At 71.5% G+C, this 17,940-nt stretch carries 15 protein-coding genes; 13 read left to right on the top strand and 2 right to left on the bottom strand.

All coding sequences use genetic code 11. The features are described 5' to 3' along the window. The first annotated feature begins 25 nt into the window (after positions 1-25). From EL493_RS21380 to EL493_RS21345, 8 genes are read left to right on the top strand one after another with little or no spacing between them, the layout of a single operon-like run. Entirely contained in the window at positions 26-1,297 is a 1,272-nt protein-coding gene (locus EL493_RS21380; RefSeq protein ID WP_022566805.1) for a hypothetical protein, read from the top strand. Next, complete coding sequence (locus tag EL493_RS21375; RefSeq protein ID WP_019047372.1) at positions 1,294-2,268, top strand: glutamate ABC transporter substrate-binding protein; 975 nt, start codon at positions 1,294-1,296, stop codon at positions 2,266-2,268. Before EL493_RS21380 ends, EL493_RS21375 begins: the two co-directional genes overlap by 4 nt. Beyond that, positions 2,265-3,434 carry a hypothetical protein gene (locus EL493_RS21370; protein WP_019047371.1) on the top strand — a complete coding sequence of 390 codons (1,170 nt, stop codon included), beginning with the start codon at positions 2,265-2,267 and terminating at the stop codon, positions 3,432-3,434. The genes EL493_RS21375 and EL493_RS21370 overlap by 4 nt, the downstream gene beginning before the upstream one ends. Beyond that, the gene (locus EL493_RS21365) at positions 3,431-5,833 is read left to right on the top strand and encodes a serine/threonine-protein kinase (RefSeq protein ID WP_081723187.1); all 2,403 of its coding nucleotides are present in this window, start codon (positions 3,431-3,433) and stop codon (positions 5,831-5,833) included. Before EL493_RS21370 ends, EL493_RS21365 begins: the two co-directional genes overlap by 4 nt. Then, the gene (locus tag EL493_RS21360) at positions 5,830-6,846 is read left to right on the top strand and encodes a protein phosphatase 2C domain-containing protein (RefSeq protein WP_022566806.1); all 1,017 of its coding nucleotides are present in this window, start codon (positions 5,830-5,832) and stop codon (positions 6,844-6,846) included. Before EL493_RS21365 ends, EL493_RS21360 begins: the two co-directional genes overlap by 4 nt. Continuing rightward, positions 6,843-8,132, top strand: coding sequence for a vWA domain-containing protein (locus EL493_RS21355; protein ID WP_019047367.1), 1,290 nt, complete (start codon positions 6,843-6,845; stop codon positions 8,130-8,132). Before EL493_RS21360 ends, EL493_RS21355 begins: the two co-directional genes overlap by 4 nt. A gap of 1 nt (position 8,133) precedes the next feature. Beyond that, positions 8,134-8,796, top strand: coding sequence for an FHA domain-containing protein (locus EL493_RS21350; protein WP_019047366.1), 663 nt, complete (start codon positions 8,134-8,136; stop codon positions 8,794-8,796). Between the two features lie 34 nt (positions 8,797-8,830). After that, positions 8,831-9,685: an SDR family oxidoreductase gene (locus EL493_RS21345; RefSeq protein ID WP_019047365.1), complete on the top strand. Its 855-nt coding sequence runs from the start codon at positions 8,831-8,833 to the stop codon at positions 9,683-9,685. Positions 9,686-9,727: 42 nt separating this feature from the next. On the opposite strand, the gene EL493_RS21340 is transcribed toward EL493_RS21345, so the two are convergent. Next, the gene (locus tag EL493_RS21340) at positions 9,728-10,675 is read right to left on the bottom strand and encodes a threonine/serine dehydratase (protein WP_019047364.1); all 948 of its coding nucleotides are present in this window, start codon (positions 10,673-10,675) and stop codon (positions 9,728-9,730) included. A 291-nt stretch (positions 10,676-10,966) separates the two neighbouring features. On the opposite strand from EL493_RS21340, the gene EL493_RS21335 reads away from it, so the two are divergent. The 5 genes from EL493_RS21335 to thpD all read left to right on the top strand — a co-directional run bounded on the left by EL493_RS21335 (position 10,967) and on the right by thpD (position 14,867). Next, a complete protein-coding gene (locus EL493_RS21335; protein WP_019047363.1) occupies positions 10,967-11,677 on the top strand; it encodes a response regulator transcription factor in 711 nt (236 codons plus the stop codon). A 71-nt stretch (positions 11,678-11,748) separates the two neighbouring features. Beyond that, positions 11,749-12,300 (top strand): diaminobutyrate acetyltransferase, encoded by a 552-nt coding sequence (gene ectA / locus EL493_RS21330; RefSeq protein ID WP_019047362.1) that lies wholly within the window; start codon positions 11,749-11,751, stop codon positions 12,298-12,300. Continuing rightward, positions 12,300-13,568 carry a diaminobutyrate--2-oxoglutarate transaminase gene (gene ectB / locus EL493_RS21325; protein WP_030202343.1) on the top strand — a complete coding sequence of 423 codons (1,269 nt, stop codon included), beginning with the start codon at positions 12,300-12,302 and terminating at the stop codon, positions 13,566-13,568. The genes ectA and ectB overlap by 1 nt, the downstream gene beginning before the upstream one ends. Beyond that, complete coding sequence (locus EL493_RS21320) at positions 13,565-13,966, top strand: ectoine synthase (protein WP_019047360.1); 402 nt, start codon at positions 13,565-13,567, stop codon at positions 13,964-13,966. The genes ectB and EL493_RS21320 overlap by 4 nt, the downstream gene beginning before the upstream one ends. Next, positions 13,953-14,867 (top strand): ectoine hydroxylase, encoded by a 915-nt coding sequence (thpD, locus tag EL493_RS21315; protein WP_019047359.1) that lies wholly within the window; start codon positions 13,953-13,955, stop codon positions 14,865-14,867. Before EL493_RS21320 ends, thpD begins: the two co-directional genes overlap by 14 nt. On the opposite strand, the gene EL493_RS21310 is transcribed toward thpD, so the two are convergent. Further along, positions 14,864-17,839, bottom strand: a complete 2,976-nt coding sequence (locus tag EL493_RS21310; protein WP_022566808.1) for a hypothetical protein — start codon at positions 17,837-17,839, stop codon at positions 14,864-14,866. The two genes, thpD and EL493_RS21310, sit on opposite strands and share 4 nt — an antisense overlap. Positions 17,840-17,940 lie beyond the last annotated feature (101 nt).

Raw genomic sequence — 17,940 nt, 5'->3', positions numbered from 1 at the left:
GCCCGGGGAGACGAAGGAGGACGGTGTGGGATCTCGCCTACCGGCGACCATCCGTGACGCGGGGACGTGGCTACGGCGATTCGCCGCGACGACACCGGGCATCATCGGGGTGCTGCTCGTGGTCACCACGGTGGCCTGCCTGGCCGCCGGATCGACTGCGGGACAACAGCTCGACGCCAAGATCGGGCGCACCGAGCAGGTACTGGACCGAACCGAACCGCTGGCCTTCGCCGCGCAGAGTCTGTACGTCTCGCTCTCCGCCGCCGACGCAGGCGCGGCCACGGCGTTCCTGTCCGGGGGCATCGAGTCACCGCAGGTGCGCGACACCTACGAGCAGTCGCTCGCCGAGGCAGCCGCTGCCCTGGCGGAGGCGACCGCGGGCGCCACCGACGCGCAGAGCCGGGCGATCGTGGCCCGCATCGCCGCCGACCTGCCGACCTACACCGGCCTGGTGGAGACCGCGCGGGCCAACAACCGGCAGGGCTTCCCGGTCGGCTCGGCCTACCTGCGCCAGGCCTCCGACCTGATGCAGACCTCGTTGCTGCCCAACGCCGAACAGCTCAACAAGGCGCGCTTCGCCGCCGTGCGCGAGGACCAGGACCGGATCGGCGCGCTCCCGCTCACCTCGATCACCTTGCTGCTGCTCGTGCTCGTGGCCTGCGGGGTGGGCTCGGTGCTGTTGTTGCGCCGCACCAACCGGTGGGTGAACGCCGGCGTCGTGGTGGCCGCGGCGGCCGCCGTGGTGGCGCTGCTGTGGTCGGTGGGCGCCACCCTCACCGCCGCGCACCTGCTCGACACCGGTGACACCGGCGCCGGTGCGCGCGTGGAGAACCTGGCGAACGCCCGCATCCTGGCCCAGCAGGCCCGTACCGACGAGACCCTGGCCCTGATCACCCGTGGCGACATCACCGCCCCCGAGGCCGCGTTCCACACGCACACCAGCGCCCTCGAGCAGCGCCTGACGGCGGCCGGTGGCGGCGACTCGGAAGCCGGTCGGGCACTGACGAACTGGACCGCGGGCCACAACGCCCAGCGCACCGCCTACGAGAAGGCCGACTTCACCGGCGCGGTCACCCAGGCCATCGGCACCGGGCCCGACAGCTCGGCCACCAGCTTCGCCCGCCTCGATCGCGAACTGCGCGACGCGCTGGCCCAGGCGCGCACCGACCTGCGCGACGGCGTGGACGCGGCCGGAACCACGTTCGCACTCAGCCCCTTCGGCACCCTGCTCCTGCTGCTGGCCGCGGCGGGCGCGGTGGTCACCGGACTGTGGCCACGAATGAAGGAATTCCTATGAGAACCCGGCGCCCCCTGCTGGCCACGGCCGTGGCCGCGGTGTTCGTGCTGGTCGCCGGCTGCGGTGACGCTCCCGAACCGTCGACCATCCCGGCCACGGCCGTCGCACCGCCGATTCCCGGAGCCGAGGCGATCACCGCGGCGCCGAGTGCCGAGGGCAGCGGATCCTGCGACACCGAGGCCACATTGGCCCCGGCCGGGCAGCCGCGCCCCGGCGCCATGCCCGCGGGGTCGTCGATGGCGGCGATCGTGGCCAACGGCAGGCTGCGGGTGGGCGTGGACCAGAACACCTACATGTTCGGCTTCCGCAATCCGTCCACCGGGCGGCTGGAGGGCTTCGACATCGATCTCGCCCGCGAGATCGCCCGCGATCTGTTCGGCGACCCGGACAAGATCGAGCTGCGCTCCGTCGCCGCGGCCGACCGGATCCCGCTGCTGCAGGAGAAGAAGGTCGACATGATCGTGCGCACCTTCTCCGCCACCTGCGAACGCCGCCGCGACGTCGACTTCTCCAGCGTGTACTACCGTGCCGCCCAGCGCATCGCGGTGCCGAAGGGCGCGGGCATCACCACCTCCGCCGGGCTGGCGGGCAAGCGGGTCTGTGTCACCAAGGGCACCACCGCCGCGGCGCCGCTGTTCGCGCTGCCCACCCCGCCGGCCGTGCTCGGCGTGACCAACTGGACCGACTGCCTGGTCGCCCTGCAGCAGGGCACCGTCGACGCGATCAGCGGCGACGAACCGATCCTGGCCGGACTCGTCGCCCAGGACCGCAATCTGGAACTGGTCGGCGACCCCATCGGCACCGGCGCCTACGCGGTCGGGGTGCCCAAGGGCAGTGAGGATCTGGTCCGCTTCGTCAACGGCGTCCTCGACCGCGCCCGCGCCGACGGCACCTGGCAGCGGATCTACCAGCAGCACCTGTCGGTGCTCGGCCCCTCGCCGGGCCCGCCGCCACCGAAGTACGTGGGATGAGCTGGCCGCTGCTCGGCCCGGCCGAGATCGATCGGGAACTGGCCGCCCGCACCGCGGAACTGGCGACCGTGACCACCACACTGCTGGAACTGGACCGGCATCCGGGGCTGGCGCTGGTGCGCCGGTACCCGCCGACGGGGGAGACCGCGCGCCGCTGGGCGCCGGTGGAGAAGGCGCTCGGCGAACTCTGGGAGGACCTGGGCCGGGTCCGCGCGATCGTCGCGGAGGCCGAAACCGTGCGCGGCGCACGCAAACTCGACGACCGGACCCGCGCCCGGCTCACCGACCTGCTGCGCGGCCGTCCGCACGAGATCGCGCGGATCCCGATCCCGTTGGCGCAGCGCGGCCTCACCGGACCCGCCGAAACCGTGGTGACCGTCGGTATCGCGGACTCGCTGGACCGCATGCGGGCCGCCTTCGCCGTCGTCGCGCCGTTCGCCGACGCGGTGGCGGCGGTGGACAGCCAGGTCATCGGCGCCGTCGCGCCGCTGCAGCAGCGGGTCGAACAGGCCCGGGGCGCGCTCGACGCGGCGGCCGAACCGCTGGCGACGCTGCTGCGCCGCGCGGGTACCGACCCACTCGGCTTCGCCCCGGGCGAGATCACCGCCGCGCTCACGGCGCTGAACGCGCTCGTCGCGGCCGAATCCGCCCGCCACGCCGACCATCTGGCCGTCGCCGCCGATCTGCCCGCCGCGGTGGCGGCGCTGCGGCGGCAGCTGACCGAGCTGGCCGAATTGCAGCGCCAAGCCGACGACACCGCAGCCCAGGCCGCGCGGAAGGTCGCCGCGGGCGCTCTGCCCGGCGGTGGGGAACCGGCGGCGCGGCTCAGCGCCGAACTCGACACGCTCGGCGCACAGCCGACCCGGCCGACGGTGGAGCACCTGCTCGCGCTGCGGGCGCGCGCCGACACCGCGGCGGGCACGGCGGCGCAGCGCCGGGAACTGGCCGGTGGCCTGCTGGACCGGCGGGCCGAACTACGCGGCAGGCTGACGGCGTATCGCGCCAAGGCCTCCCGGCTCGGGGTGAGCGAGGACCGCGACGTCCTGGCCGCCGATCGCATCGCCGCCGGGCTGCTCGGCCGCACTCCGTGCGATCTGGCCGCGGTCACCCGGGCGGTCGCCGACTATCGTTCGATCATCGGGGAGAAAGCGGGGCGGACAGCATGACATGTAGTGAACCGGGGTGCGGCGGCACCGTGGAGGACGGCTACTGCGCCGTCTGCGGTACCGCGCCGGTGGCGGAGAGCGCGCCACCGCCCGATCCGGCCCGGGGTACCGGGCGGTCGTCGCGGACCACCGCGCAGCCACGCAACGGTGCCGCCGCGCCGGCCCCGGTGACACCCGGCAGGTGTGCCGAACCCGGGTGCGGCGGAACGATCGCCGACGGCTACTGCGAGATCTGCGGCACCGCGCCGACCGCCACCGCGGTGTACAGCCCGTCCGCGCCGACCGTGAGCGCGAGCAGCCGCACGTCGAGCCGTTCGGTGCGCACCCACCGGTCCGGGTCGGTCCGCTCGGCGGGCCGCGGCAGGCTCGGCGCGGGCCTGGTCGAAGTGCCGCCGGTACCGCGCGTCGACCCGGCCGCCGCGGTGCTCACCGACCCGCAGGTCCCCGAATCCGATCGGTACTGCGGCAAATGCGACAAGCCCGTGGGCCGCAGCCACGACGGCGTTCCGGGCCGGACCTCCGGCTTCTGCCCGCACTGCGGCACCCGCTACTCCTTCGTTCCCCGCTTGCGGGCGGGCGATCTGGTGGGTGGGCAGTACCAGGTCGCGGGCGCGCTCGCGCACGGCGGGCTGGGCTGGATCTACCTGGCCACCGACCATCGGGTCAACGACCGCTGGGTGGTCCTGAAGGGCCTCATCGACATCGGCGACAGCGACGCGCTCGCCGCCGCGCTGGCCGAACGCCGGTTCCTGGCCGAGGTCGACCACCCGAACATCGTCAAGATCCACAACTTCACCGAACACGCCGACGCCGACGGTGATCCGGTCGGCTACATCGTGATGGCCTACGTCGGCGGCACCTCGCTCAAGCAGATCCTGCGCAAGCACCGGGCCGAGACGAACAGCTATCTGCCGCCCGCCCAGGCCATCGCCTACGTGCTGGAAATGCTGCCCGCTCTGGGCTACCTGCACGCGCGGGGCTGGGCGTACTGCGACTTCAAACCCGACAACGTGATGCAGACCGAGGAACGGCTCGAGCTGATCGACCTGGGCGCGGTCATCTCGATGGACGACCGCACCAGCCCGATCTACGGCACCATCGGCTACCAGGCCCCCGAGATCGCCGAGACCGGCCCCACCGTCGCCACCGAGGTCTACACCGCGGGCCGTACCCTCGCCGTCCTCATGATGCGGGTGGCCACGGCCGAGGGCAAGCTCGGCCCGCTGCCCACGCCGGACACCGAACCGCTACTGGCCCAGCATGATTCACTGCACCGGTTCCTGCTGCGCGCCACCCACGCCGACCCGCTGACTCGCTTCGGTTCCATGTCGGAGATGGCCGACCAGCTCACCGGAGTGTTGCGCGAGGTCCTCGCGACCGGCGACGGCATTCCGCGGCCGGGGATGTCGAGTTCGTTCGGTCCGGCCCGCGCGGTCTTCGGCATCGACGGCACCACCCCCGACGCCGCCGCCCTCGTCGCGGGACTGCCCGCGCCACTGGTCGACCCGGCCGACAGCGGCGCCGCCCTGCTCGCCACGACCGACGCGGCGACCCCCGCCGAACTGGAGGCCGCGCTCACCGCCGGGCTGCGCGCGGTGGTCACCGGATCCGGTGAGTCGGTGGAGATCCCGCTGCGCCTGGTCCGCGCCGAACTCGAGGCGGGCGATCCGGCGGCCGCCTTGACCCGGCTGGACGCCCTGGACGCCGACCTGGACTACGACTGGCGACGAGTCTGGTACCGCGCGCAGGCCGCGCTGCTCACCGGCGACCACGGCACCGCGGCCGCCGATTTCGAAGCCGTCTACAACGCCCTGCCCGGCGAGCCTGCCCCGAAGCTGGCCCTCGCGGCAGCCCTGGAACTCGGCGCGCAGCAACGTGACACGCCCGAGCTGCGCCGCGCCTCGGCGCTCTACGAACTGGTGTGGCGCACCGACCACACCTACCTGTCCGCCGCCTTCGGCGCCGCCCGGCTGCGGCGCGCGGCGGGCGACCGCGCCGGGGCCGTGGCCGTGCTCGACCAGGTGGACCGCACCTCGTCGATGTTCACCGAGGCCAGGGTCTCCGCCGTCGACACCCTGCTGGCGGGCCGAGCGGCCGATGACCTGGACGAGGCGCTGCTGCGGGAGGCGGGCGAGCGGGTCGAGCGATTGAACCTGGACTCGCGCAAGCGGACCGCCGAGGTCCGCATGCCGGTCCTGGAGGCGGCGCTGAACTGGATCCGGTCGGGACAGCGGCCGAGTGCGGCAGGCAAGCTGTTGGACGTGGAATTCACCGAGCAGGGAGTGCGGACGGGGTTGGAACGATGCTTGCGGACATTGGCGCGGGAAGCCGACGACATGTGGAGCCGGTTCGTGCTGGTGGATCAGGCCAACGCGGTGCGGCCCAGGACCACGCTGTGAGCGCGCCGGGCTGCCCCGACTGCGCGGGGTCGGCGCGGGCGGGCCACCGCTTCTGCGAGGGCTGCGGCCGTGAACTCGGGGTGCGCAAAACCGCGCTGCCGGTCCACGATCCGGTCACCGCGCCGCAGTGCTCCACCTGCGGGGAACGGCAATATCAGGGCGGCTACTGCGTGCAGTGCGGCAGCCCCAAACCGATGCCCGACCGGTTCGAGGACGATCTGGGCGCGGTCTACCTGCTCACCGATCGCGGGATCAGCCACGCCAGAAACGAGGACGCGATCGCCGCGGCGGTGCGCGACGGCGACGGCACCCGGGTGATCGTGGTCAGCGACGGCGTCTCCACCTCCCAGGACCCGCAGGCCGCCTCCGGCACCGCGGCCAGGTCCGGTGTCGACGCGGCCCTGGCCGCGCTGGCCGACGGCCGGTCCGCGCAGGACGCCGTGATGGCCGGGCTGGCCACCGCGACCGCCGCCGTGCGCGGGATGTCCCGCACGGCCGAGTACTCGCCGTCGTGCACGTATGTCTCGGCGATCGTGCGCGACACCCCCGAAGGCACCGAGATCACCGTCGCCAATGTCGGTGACAGCCGCGCCTTCTGGCTCGCCGCCGGCGACCCCACGGCCTCGCGCCGGCTCAGCGTCGACGATTCCTGGGCCCAGGCCCTCGTCGACGCGGGCGCCCTCGACGAGGAAGCCGCCATGCACGATCCGCGCGCGCACACCCTGCTGCGCTGGCTCGGCGCCGACGGCGGTGAGACCCCGTGGTCGGCGAACTGCCTGCAGAGCATGGTGGCCACCGAGCCCGGCACCCTGCTGCTGTGCAGCGACGGCCTGTGGAACTACCTGCCCGACGCCGTCGCCCTCGCCGGCTTCACCGTCGAGACCTCGCCGCAGTCGGCGGCCCGCGCGCTCGCCGACTTCGCGATCAGCAGCGGCGGCAGCGACAACATCACGGTGGCGCTGGCACCGGTGCCGGTGCCCCGCGCCGTTTCGCCCGATCCAGGAGTGTCATGAGTTCACCGGGAACCGCAGGTATTTCGATCGCCGTCGACCAGAACGAGTTCCTCGCCGACGGCGCGCGCGTGGTGGACGCGGTGCTCACCGTGACCACCGGCCCCGAGCTGGCCGCGATCGCCACCCCGCCGCCGCGGCTGGAGATCCTGATCATCGACTGCTCGGGGTCGATGGGGAACAAGCGCAAGTTCGACAACGCGCGCACCGCCACCCGCACCGCCCTCGACGAGATCCCCGACGGCACCGCGTTCGCCATCATCGAGGGCACCGAACGGGCGCGGATGATCTATCCGACCGGCACCATGTCGGCCCCGGCCGACGGCAACCACCGCACCGCGGCCAAGCGCGCGCTGGACCGGCTGCGTCCCGACGGCGGTACGGCCATGGGGTCCTGGCTGGCGCTGGCCCGCCAGGTGGCCGCGGCGCACCCCGGCGCGCAGGCACACGCCATCCTGCTCACCGACGGCAAGAACGAGCACGAGACCCCCGAGCAGCTGGCCACCGAACTCGACCGCGCCGAAGGACTTTTCGTCTGCGATTGCCGCGGTGTCGGGGACGACTGGAACGCCGCCGATCTGCACACCATCTCCTCGAAGCTGTCCGGCGACGCCGACGTGGTCGCCGACCCCAAGGACCTGTCGGCCGACTTCGCGGCGATGATGCGGTCCTCCGCGGCGCGGGTCATCCCCGAACTCACGCTGAAGGTGTGGACGCCGGCCGGGGCGCGGGTGCGGATGGTCAAGCAGGTGGCGCCGGTGCTCGAGGACCTCACCGGCCGCCGCGTCGACACCGGACCGCAGGTGGGGGAGTATCCGCTGTCGTCGTGGGCCGCCGAGGAACGCGAGTACCACGTGCAGATCGAGCTGGAACCGGCCGCGCCCGGCCGGGAGAAACTGGCGGGCAGGCTCAGTGTGCTGGCCGGGGACGAGGTGCTCGGCCAGGGCCTGGTGCGGGCGGTGTGGACCACCGACACGACGCTGTCCACCCGGATCAGCACCCGCGTCGCCCACTACACCGGCCAGGTCGAGCTGGCGCAGGCGGTGCAGGAGGGGCTGGCCGCGCGCCGCAGCGGCGACGTCACCACCGCCACCGCCAAGCTGCGCCGCGCCGTCGAACTGGCGGCGGCCTCCGGCCACGAGTCGACGGCCAAGCTGCTGCGCGGCGTCGTGGAGGTCGACGACCGCGACGGCACGGTCCGGTTGCGCGGCCAGGTCACCGCGGCCGACGAACTGGCGCTCGACATCCGCTCGACGAAGACGGCGCGGGTCCGGCCGGAGGGCGCCTGACATGCCGGTGTGCGCGGAAGGGCATCAGTCGCAGGCCATCGACTACTGCGATGTGTGCGGGTCGGCCCTGGACGACACCCCGGTCGCCGATCCGGCCGCGCTGCGCCTGTGCCCGTCCTGCGCCACCCCGACCAGCGGCCGCTTCTGTGAAGTCTGCGGCCACGATTCGGCCCTGCCCGCGGCCGCGACACCGCAGGCCGACCGACCCGAACCGCGGGGCAGCGACCCGACCCTGGTGCGCGGCGAGGCCGGTGCCGGGCTCTGGGTGGCCAGGGTGTTCGCCGACCGCGACTTCTACGCCAGGGTCCAGGCCCGCAAGGGTCCCGACGCCGAACGGGTCGCGTTCCCGGACTTCTACCCGGAGCGCCGAATCCCCTTGCGCGGCGAGCGGTTCCTGATCGGGAAGCGGTCGGCCTCGCAGGGCATCGTGCCTGAGATCGATCTCGGGATCGCCCCCGCTGACATCGGCGTCTCGCGCGCGCACGCGCTGATCCGCCTCGACCCGGCGGGCGGGCTCACCGTCACCGACCTCGGCTCCACCAACGGCACCAGCCTCGACGGCGCCGAGACACCCATCCCGGCGCAGGCCCCGGTGCCGCTGCGCGACGGCAGCCGGATCCACGTGGGCGGCTGGACCACCATCGCGATCACGACCGGACCATAGACGGATCCGTTCACCGAACCGTAGGGTCGGGACCATGACGAAGTTCGACGGGAAGACCTGCCTGATCACCGGTGCCGCCAGCGGGCTCGGCCGCGCCACCGCGTTCGCGGCCGCCGCCAAAGGCGCAGCCCTCGTGCTCACCGACATCACCGCCGACGCGCTGGAGACCACGGCCGCGGAACTGCGCGCCGCCGGCGCCACCGTGCACCTGGCCCACGCCGCCGACGTCAGCGATCACGCCGCCGTCGTCGGGCTGGCCGCGCACACCTTCGACGCGGTGTCCCGGGTCGACATCGTCATGAATGTGGCGGGCATCGCCACCTGGGGCACCGTCGACAAGCTCACCCACCAGCAGTGGCGTCGCACCGTCGACATCAACCTGATGGGCCCGATCCACGTGATCGAGGAGTTCGTGCCGCCGATGATCGCGGCGGGCCGCGGCGGTCACGTGGTGAACGTGTCCTCGGCGGCAGGTCTGTTCGGCCTGCCCTGGCACGCGCCCTACAGCGCCACCAAGTTCGGGCTGCGCGGTGTCTCGGAGGTGCTGCGTTTCGACCTGCGCAGGCACAAGATCGGCGTCAGCCTGGTCTGCCCCGGCGCGATGGCGACCCCGATGGTCGACAGCGTCGACATCGCCGGTGTCGACCGCGACAACGCCGCCCTGCAGAAGGCGATGGGCCTGTTCCTGCGCCATGCCGTCACCCCCGAGCAGGCGGCCGCCGCCGTGGTGAAGGGTGTGGAACGCAACCGCTACTGGGTCTACACCTCCCGCGACATCCAGCTCGCCCACTGGGGCCAGCGCTACGTTCCCTACGGCTACACCCTGGCCATGCGCGGACTGAACTCGGTGATGTCGAACTACGCCACCAAGAACGCCCTGGTGCGCTGACCGGCCGGGCCCCGGATCGCGAGGTCCGGGGCCCGGAGCCGCTCAGCGCGTCAGGTCGGCGGGGTCGGTGTTGGCCCCGCACAGCACGACGCACACCCGTTCACCCGGTTGCGGCCGGTAGGCCGGGCCGGTGCCGCCGTCGAGCAGGGCGGCCAGTGCCGTCGCCGCGCCGTATTCGACCGCGATCCGGTGCTCGTCCCACAGCTGCCTGCGGGCGCGCACGATCAGTTCGTCCTCGACGAGGACCGAGCGCACGCTCTCGTCCTGCGCCACGGCCAGCGCCATCGCCGAAACATTCGGCGCGCCCAGGGAATCGGCCGCGACGGAGTCGACCGTGACCTCCACCGGCCGGCCCGCGGCCAGTGCCGCGTTCAGCGACCGGCAGCGCACCGGTTCGACCGCGACCGTCCGCACCCCGAGGTGCTGGGCCGCGACGGCCGTGCCGGTGAACAAGCCGCCGCCACCGACGGCCACCAGCACGGTGTCGAGATCGGGAATCCGGGCGCCGATCTCGCGCATCAGCGTGCCGGCGCCGGCCGCGACGAGCGGATGATCGTAGGCGTGGGAAGACAGCGCGCCGGTGGTCGCGGCAAACTCCTGGCACGCTGCCAGCGCCTGCTTGTACTCGGGCCCGATCAGCCGCACCTCGGCGCCGTAGTCGCGCAGTCGCCGGATCTTCACCGGGGGAGCGGTGTCCGGTAGGAAAACGGTCGCGGGCACGCCCGCTTCGCGCGCCGCCCACGCGCACGCGAGCCCGGCGTTGCCGCCAGAGGCGATCGTCACACCCGCCTCCGGCAGCGTCCCCGCCGCCGCGTGCGCGCGCACGAAATTCTGCGCGCCGCGCGCCTTGAACGAGCCGGTGAACTGCAGGTACTCGAGGGCGAACCACAGGGGATCCGCCCCGGTCGCGGCCGGTGCGAGCGTGATCGGGCGCACCGATCCCGCGATCCGCGCGGCCGCCGCGGTGATGTCGTCATACGTCGGTGTCACGCCTCGACTATGCCAGCGCAACGCCCTCGCCGAGCGGTCTCCGAAGGCTCCGCGGACCGGTCGAATTGTTACGGCGGGTTTACGCGGAGCTGAGGCTGGGTAAATAACGGATCGGTAACAAGCTCGAAGACGGGATGTCGCGTCGGTCTGGGGACGCGAGTTCCCCGACGTGATCCGACGCACGTCCCGTGTGTCAGCAAAGGATGTGCACATGAGCGAGCGCAAGACGCGGCCGACAACCACAGCCGCCACCGCGGTCATGACGGAGCCCAGCTACAGCGAGGTGCAGGCATGAGTGCGAACTTGATGATCGTGGACGACGACGTCCAGATGCGTGGCGACCTGCGCCGCGCGATGGAGGACGAGGGATACGCCGTCGCCGAGGCCGGCGTCCCCGAGGACGCCCTCGACCGGCTCCGCAGCGACGGACCGCCCGACCTGATGATCGTCGATCTGATGCGCGGCGAGACCGACGGCTTCGACTGCATCAGGGAGATCCGCCGCGACCACGACGTGCCGATCATCGTGATCAGCACGCGCTACGACACCCACGACGTGGTCGCCGCGCTCGAGGCGGGCGCCGACGACTTCGTCAGCAAGCCGTTCGAGATCAAGGAGATCACCGCCCGGATGCGCGCCCTGCGCCGCCGCGCCAGGATCACCGCCGAACGCGATGTGACGCCCGAAGCGGTGCTCGACGCCGATCCGGTCGCCCCGCTGATCCTGGCCACCGACGCGGGCGCGGTGCGCCGCGGCAGCGAGGAGATCCATCTCACGGTCACCGAATTCCGGTTGCTGTGTGAGCTCGCCGAGACCCCCGGGCGGGTGCTCAGCCGCAGCGTCCTGCTCGAAAGAGTCTGGGACCAAGGATTTTTCGGTGACGAGCGGATCGTCGACGTCCACGTGCGCCGGTTGCGCACCAAGATCGAGCGCGATCCGTCCGACCCGCGCATCGTGGTCACGGTGCGTGGTCTGGGCTATCGCCTCGATCCGCAAGCGTAGTCAAAGACTCGTCATACAACTGCAAAGAGCTCGACACAGAGACCGCAAAGTCGGTTCGCCACTGTAGATGTATGCCTTCGTCCACCACGTCCATCGAATCCGCCACCGCCCCTGCGGTTCTCGGTTCCGAACCGAGACTGCGCCCCGCTCGCCTGGGTGACGGGGCCCAGCTGTGGCGGATCGCCCGTGACTCACAGGTACTCGACGTCAACTCCAGCTACGCGTACCTGCTGTGGTGTCGCGATTTCGCCGCCACCTCGGTGGTCGCCGAGAGCGACGGCCGCGCGGTCGGATTCGTCATCGGCTACATCCGCCCGGACGCACCCGACACCGTGTTCGTCTGGCAGATCGCCGTCGACGCCGAATTCCGCGGCCGGGGTCTGGCCGCCCGGATCCTGCACTCGCTGCTGGATTCGGTGGCCCCCGCGGGCATCACCACGCTGGAAACCACGATCTCACCCGGCAACACCGCCTCCCAGGCGTTGTTCGCCGCGGTGGCCCGGGAGCGCGGTGCGGGTTTGCGCACCGTCTCCCTGTTCGAAACGCACGATTTCCCCGATTCACACGAGGCCGAGCAGCTGTACGTCATCGCACCCGCTCAGCGCCAGGAGGAACGACGATGATCACGACCACCGACACCAGCATTTTCGAGGCGATGGAATCGAACGTGCGGGGCTACTGCCGAGATTGGCCGACCGTCTTCGCCACTGCCGAGGGTGCCTGGCTGCGCGACGAGCAGGGCCGCGACTACCTCGACTTCTTCGCCGGGGCGGGCGCGCTGAACTACGGCCACAACAACCCGGTGCTCAAGCGGGCGCTGCTGGACTACGTGGCGGGCAACGGCATCACCCACGGCCTGGACATGTCCACCGTGGCCAAACGCGAACTGCTCGAAACCATCCGCGACACCCTGCTGTCGCCGCGTGGCCTGGACTACAAGGTGCAGTTCCCCGGCCCCACCGGCGCCAACGCCGTCGAGGCCGCGCTGAAGCTGGCCCGCAAGGTCACCGGCCGCAAGACGGTGCTGAGCTTCACCAACGCTTTCCACGGCATGACCCTGGGCGCGCTGTCGGTCACCGGCAACGCCGCCAAGCGGGCGGGCGCGGGCGTGCCGCTCGAGCACGCCACCCCGATGCCGTTCGACGGCTACTTCGACAACACCATCGAGGACTTCGGCTGGATGCAGCGCGTCCTCGACGACAGCTCCTCCGGTTTCGACCGCCCCGCCGCGGTGATCGTGGAGACCGTGCAGGGTGAGGGCGGGGTCAACCTGGCCCGTGCGGAATGGCTGCGCCACCTGGCCGGCCTGTGCGCCGCGCGCGACATCCTGCTCATCGTCGACGATGTCCAGATGGGCTGCGGCCGCACCGGCCCGTTCTTCTCCTTCGAGATCGCCGGCATCACCCCCGACATCGTCACCCTGTCGAAGTCGATCGGCGGCTACGGCCTGCCGATGGCGCTGGTCCTGCTCAAGCCCGAGCACGACCAGTGGGCGCCGGGCGAGCACAACGGCACCTTCCGTGGCAACAACCCGGCCTTCGTCACCGCCACGGCCGCGCTGCGCGAGTACTGGTCCGACGACACCCTCGCCCAGCGCACCATCGCCAACGGCGACTACCTGTCGCGGTCGCTGGCCGCGATCGCCGGGCGTCACTCCGGCGTCTCCACCCGGGGCCGCGGCATGGTGCACGGCATCGTGTTCGACGACCCGTCGCAGGCGGGCAAGGTCTGCCGGACCGCCTTCGAACAGGGCCTGCTCGTGGAGACCTCCGGTTCGATGGACGAGGTGGTGAAACTGCTGCCGCCGTTGACCCTCGGCAGCGACGAACTCGAGCAGGGCCTGTCCGTGCTGTCGAACTCCATCGACACCGTGTGTGGAGGTGCCGCATGATCGTGCGCACCACCGCCGAGATCACCGGTACCGAACGGGATGTGGCCGGGCCGGGCTGGCGCAGCAAGCGCATCGTGCTGGCGGGTGACCGCGTCGGTTTCTCCTTCCACGAGACCACCATCGAGGCCGGTACCGTCCACGAGTTCCACTACCAGAACCATGTCGAAGCGGTGTGGCTGATCGAGGGCGAGGGCAGTCTGCTCGACCTCGACAACCAGGCCGTCTACCAGCTCGGACCTGGTTCGATGTACCTGCTCGACGGCAACGAACGTCATCAGGTCAACGCCCGCACCCGCCTGCGGATGCTGTGCGTGTTCAACCCGCCCGTGACCGGCCGCGAGATACACGACGAGAACGGGGTGTATCCGCTGATCGTCGAGGAGGATGCCCGTGTCTGATCGGCTCGACCGTTACCCGACCCGCCTGACCGAACCGGCCGCGCACATCGAGCGCACCGATCCCACGGTGTGGGGGCAGGTCACCTCACCCGAGCTGGCCGGGTTCGACTCGGCCGGGTACTCGGTGATCCCCGACCTGCTCACGCCCGACGAGGTCGCCGCGTTCGGCGCCGAAGTGGGCCACCTCGCCGCCGACCCGGTGCTCTACGGCGACGAACGAGTGGTCGTGGAACCGGTGGCGGGTCAGGTGCGTTCGGTGTTCCAGGTGCACAAGCTCAGCAAGCCGATCGCGGAACTGCTGGCCGAGTCGCGGATCGTCGGCCTGGCCGAGCAGATCCTCGGGTCGGCGGTGTATCTGCACCAGAGCCGGGTCAACTACATGCCCGGTTTCGGCGGCAGCGGCTTCGCCTGGCACTCCGATTTCGAGACCTGGCACGCCGAGGACGGGATGCCCGCCCCGCGCGCGGTGAGTCTGTCGATCGCGTTGACCGACAACTTCCCGTTCAACGGCAGCCTGATGCTGATGCCCGGGTCGCACCGCACCTTCGTGCCGTGCCTGGGTGAGACGCCCGACAGCCACTATCGGGAGTCGTTGCAGGACCAGCGGTTCGGGGTGCCGACGAACGACGACATCACCTTCCTCGCGGCCCGCTACGGCATCACCCAGTTCACCGGCCGGGCCGGTTCGGCGCTGCTGTTCGACTCGAACCTGATGCACGGTTCGGCGAACAACATCACCCCGTTCCCGCGCTCGAACATCTTCCTGGTGTTCAACAGCGTCGAGAACGCGCCGGTGCGGCCGTTCGCGGCACCCGCGAGCAGGCCCGCGCACATCGCGGCCAGGGAGATCACCCCGGTCCGCGAGTACGCACCGGAACAGGCCGCGCTGGCGGATCGCTAGCGCGGCAGCTCGGTCAGGGAGGCCGCGGCCCGCGGATCATCGTGGGCCGCGGCCTTCCACCAGTGTTCGGCGCCCGCTCGGTCACCCGCCCGCAGCAACAACACCCCGAGGTCGTACGCGGCCGCACTGTGGCCCGCCTCCGCGGCCTGCGTCAGCAACATCCGCGCCGAATCATGCTCTCCCCGTTCGTGCATGGCGGTCCCGAGGTCGTACAGCGCCCGCCCGAACCCCTGCCCACCCGAAGCCTGCGGTGCGCGCAGAGCCGACGCCGGCGGGTTCGGCTCGGCCGGAGAATCCGGGGGTATCGCCGGTACCACGGGCGCGATCGGTCCCTGTCCCGGCGCCCGGCTGTCGATCGCCGGTTGTTCGGGCATCCGTGAGTCCGCGGAGGGCAGTCCCTGGGTCCCCCTGCCCAGCGGGGTGATCGTCGCCGGACGCTCCGGCCCCGCAGCCGCAGAGGAAACCGGATGCGGCCTGCCGGCAGCAGACATCACGCTCGGCGCCGACGGAGTTGCCGGCACGCCACCGACTACGGGATCGGACTGCGTCCCACCGTGGCTGTCATCGGACGCCGATACAGCCGCCGGTGGGGGAGTGGAAGACTCGGAGACCAGCGGCGAGGGATCCGAAGCAGCGGCGTCGTTCGTCGACGCAGCGCCCCGTCCGGGAATCGCCGACGTGTCCGACATCGGCGCACGGAACTCCGGAGACACGAACCGCGCCCCGGCATGTTCTGCGGCGGACGGGCGATCGTCGAACGATCCGGCCACGGCATCTCGCCCGCCAGCCGAACCATGGCCGTCAGCCGAGCTGTGGCCGTCAGCCGGAACCTGGCCACCAGCCGAACTGTGGCCGTCAGCCGGAACCTGGCCACCAGCCGAACTGTGGCCGTCTGCCGGAACCTGCTGGACGGAGGAGATCCGCCTGGTCGGAAGCCGCTCAGCAGTCGGCGCCTGGCGAGCGTCCGGTGCCTGGCCGTCGACCGAATCCTGCCCGGCGGTCGAGATCCGCCTGGTCGGAAGCTGCGCGGCGTTCGGAGCCTGCGCCTCGTTCGGAGCCTGCTCGGAGGATGCGACTCTCCTGGTCGGAAGAACCGCAGGGTTCGGAGCCAGCGGCTCGTTCGGAGCCAGCTCGGCGGATGTGACTCTCCTGGTCGGAAGCTGCGCGGTGTTCGGAGCCTGCGCCTCGTTCGGAGCCTGCTCGGCGGATGCGACTCGCCTGGTCGGAAGCTCCGCACGGTTCGGAGCCAGCGGCTCGGCCGAAGCGCGCCCTGCGGTTGAGACCTGCCTGGTCGGAAGCTGCGCGGTGTTCGGAGCCTGCGCCTCGGCCGAAGCCTGCCCAGCGGATGTGACTCGCCTGGTCGGAAGTTGCCCAGCGTTCGACACCTGCTCAGCCGCAGGCCGAGCCGGAGTGTGATCGGCAGTCCGAACCGAAGCATCGGTCGGTATCACCGGAACAGGACTGCCCGCCGGCACGCCGGTCGGCGCAGTGGCCGGTGGCTCGCCTGAAGCGGCCGACGCGGGGACCCGAGTGGGGAGAGCGGGCAGATCTGCCGCCGAGACGCGGGGTTCGTGTCCGTCCACCGAAACCTCGTCCACCGTACTGGCATTCGGTGCAGTCCAAAGGTCGGAGAATTCGCGACGGCCACTGCCGGGAACCTGGGCGTCGGCACCGGAAAGTCCGTCAGACGCGGCACGAACCTGTTGTTCGACGGGACCGCGGGTACCGGTACCTGCGCCCGCTGTCGCACCGGTCGCATTCGGAGCGAACCCATGCCCGGGGGCCATACTGGTATGTCCGCCCGCCGTCGCGTCGTTCGGGCTCTCGGCGGAATTCTCGGCACCGCGAACAGGTCCCGTCCATGCCGCACCGAAATCGGACGTGGCGAACCCCTGAGCGGGAACAGCGCTGGTGGGTTCGGCCTGCGGCCCACTGATCCGACTCGTGGCGGGACCCGGGCCACCGGCACTGGCGGCAGCGGCGGATCCGGTGGCAGTACCGGTCTGATCGGCGAAAGGACCCGAATCGCCGGAATACCCGGTGCCGCGTTCGGTCGAGGCCACATCGCCCGGAACCGGCGCGGGAAGAGGTGCACCTGGACGCGCGCCGGTGGGTCCGGCCGGTGTCGTATCGCCGTGATCTGCGGCTGGAATCCGCCTACCTGGCAGCGTGCCGGTAGGACCAGCCGTTGCATCGGCTCGGTCCGCAGCGGACAACGGCGGCGCGGACGGATTCTGGACGGCCGGAGGCACAAAGCCCGACGGAGCCGGTCGGGAGCCGGTCGACGTGGCGGGCCGCCCCGAATCCGGCCCCACGGCCCGCAATGCGGCCGACAGCAACGGATCCGCCAGCATCGCCGCCGAGATCGCGGGCGTCGGCGGCATGGTGACCGGCGCGAACGGCGTATGGGGAACAGCCTCCTGGATCGCGGCGTCTTCGGTCCACAGCGAGGGTGGCGCGAAGGGCGCGAGATCCGGGGCGGGCGCCGTGGCCAGTTCCACGACGAGCTCGTTGAAATCCGGTGTGCCGGGCCCGGTACTGCACCACAGCGTGGACGTGCTGCCCGGCAGCAGATCGATGACCATGCCGTAGTTGCCGGTCCAGGACTGCTGCGCCTGCGACCCCGCCACCCACACCGGGGTGAGCGTGAACAGCGCTTCCGGGGCGTCCGCGGTGACGACGATGTCCACTCCGTCGGCGAGCGCGTCGTACCAGATGTCGACGCCCTGCAGCGATTTCCCGTTCAAGTGGACGTACCCGCCCTGCACGGTCAACCCGAGGCCCAGACCGGTGACTTCGGCGGGCGCCATCACCGACAGCGCGTGCAACCGCACCGTGGTCGTGCCGAGCGACAGTGCTTCGGCGTACATCGGGTAGACGGCGGCGCCGCACCAGTCGATCGGATCGGCGCTGGTGTACCGCTGGGCGAGGGGGACAGGGTCGCCAGGGCGTTGCGCGCCGGGATCATTCATCGGTGCAGCCCACCCTTTCCGCGGTTCGACCCCTCGCGGCGTCTGGCGCTGGCCGCGGTTGCGCGCTACACCGTACTCGCGTCTACGAGATAGCGCGACCC

Source organism: Nocardia asteroides (assembly GCF_900637185.1).
GTDB classification, from domain to species: domain Bacteria; phylum Actinomycetota; class Actinomycetes; order Mycobacteriales; family Mycobacteriaceae; genus Nocardia; species Nocardia asteroides.
This window is presented reverse-complemented; position numbering and strand designations above follow the sequence as displayed.

Excerpts from the sequence above, each read along its gene's own strand:
- EL493_RS21375 (WP_019047372.1), top strand. The coding sequence starts at position 1,294 with ATGAGAACCCGGCGCCCCCTGCTGGCCACGGCCGTGGCCGCGGTGTTC.
- EL493_RS21370 (WP_019047371.1), top strand. The coding sequence starts at position 2,265 with ATGAGCTGGCCGCTGCTCGGCCCGGCCGAGATCGATCGGGAACTGGCC.
- EL493_RS21365 (WP_081723187.1), top strand. The coding sequence starts at position 3,431 with ATGACATGTAGTGAACCGGGGTGCGGCGGCACCGTGGAGGACGGCTAC.
- EL493_RS21355 (WP_019047367.1), top strand. The coding sequence starts at position 6,843 with ATGAGTTCACCGGGAACCGCAGGTATTTCGATCGCCGTCGACCAGAAC.
- EL493_RS21350 (WP_019047366.1), top strand. The coding sequence starts at position 8,134 with ATGCCGGTGTGCGCGGAAGGGCATCAGTCGCAGGCCATCGACTACTGC.
- EL493_RS21345 (WP_019047365.1), top strand. The coding sequence starts at position 8,831 with ATGACGAAGTTCGACGGGAAGACCTGCCTGATCACCGGTGCCGCCAGC.
- EL493_RS21335 (WP_019047363.1), top strand. The coding sequence starts at position 10,967 with ATGAGTGCGAACTTGATGATCGTGGACGACGACGTCCAGATGCGTGGC.
- ectA (WP_019047362.1), top strand. The coding sequence starts at position 11,749 with ATGCCTTCGTCCACCACGTCCATCGAATCCGCCACCGCCCCTGCGGTT.
- EL493_RS21320 (WP_019047360.1), top strand. The coding sequence starts at position 13,565 with ATGATCGTGCGCACCACCGCCGAGATCACCGGTACCGAACGGGATGTG.
- thpD (WP_019047359.1), top strand. The coding sequence starts at position 13,953 with ATGCCCGTGTCTGATCGGCTCGACCGTTACCCGACCCGCCTGACCGAA.
- EL493_RS21310 (WP_022566808.1), bottom strand. The coding sequence starts at position 17,839 with ATGAATGATCCCGGCGCGCAACGCCCTGGCGACCCTGTCCCCCTCGCC.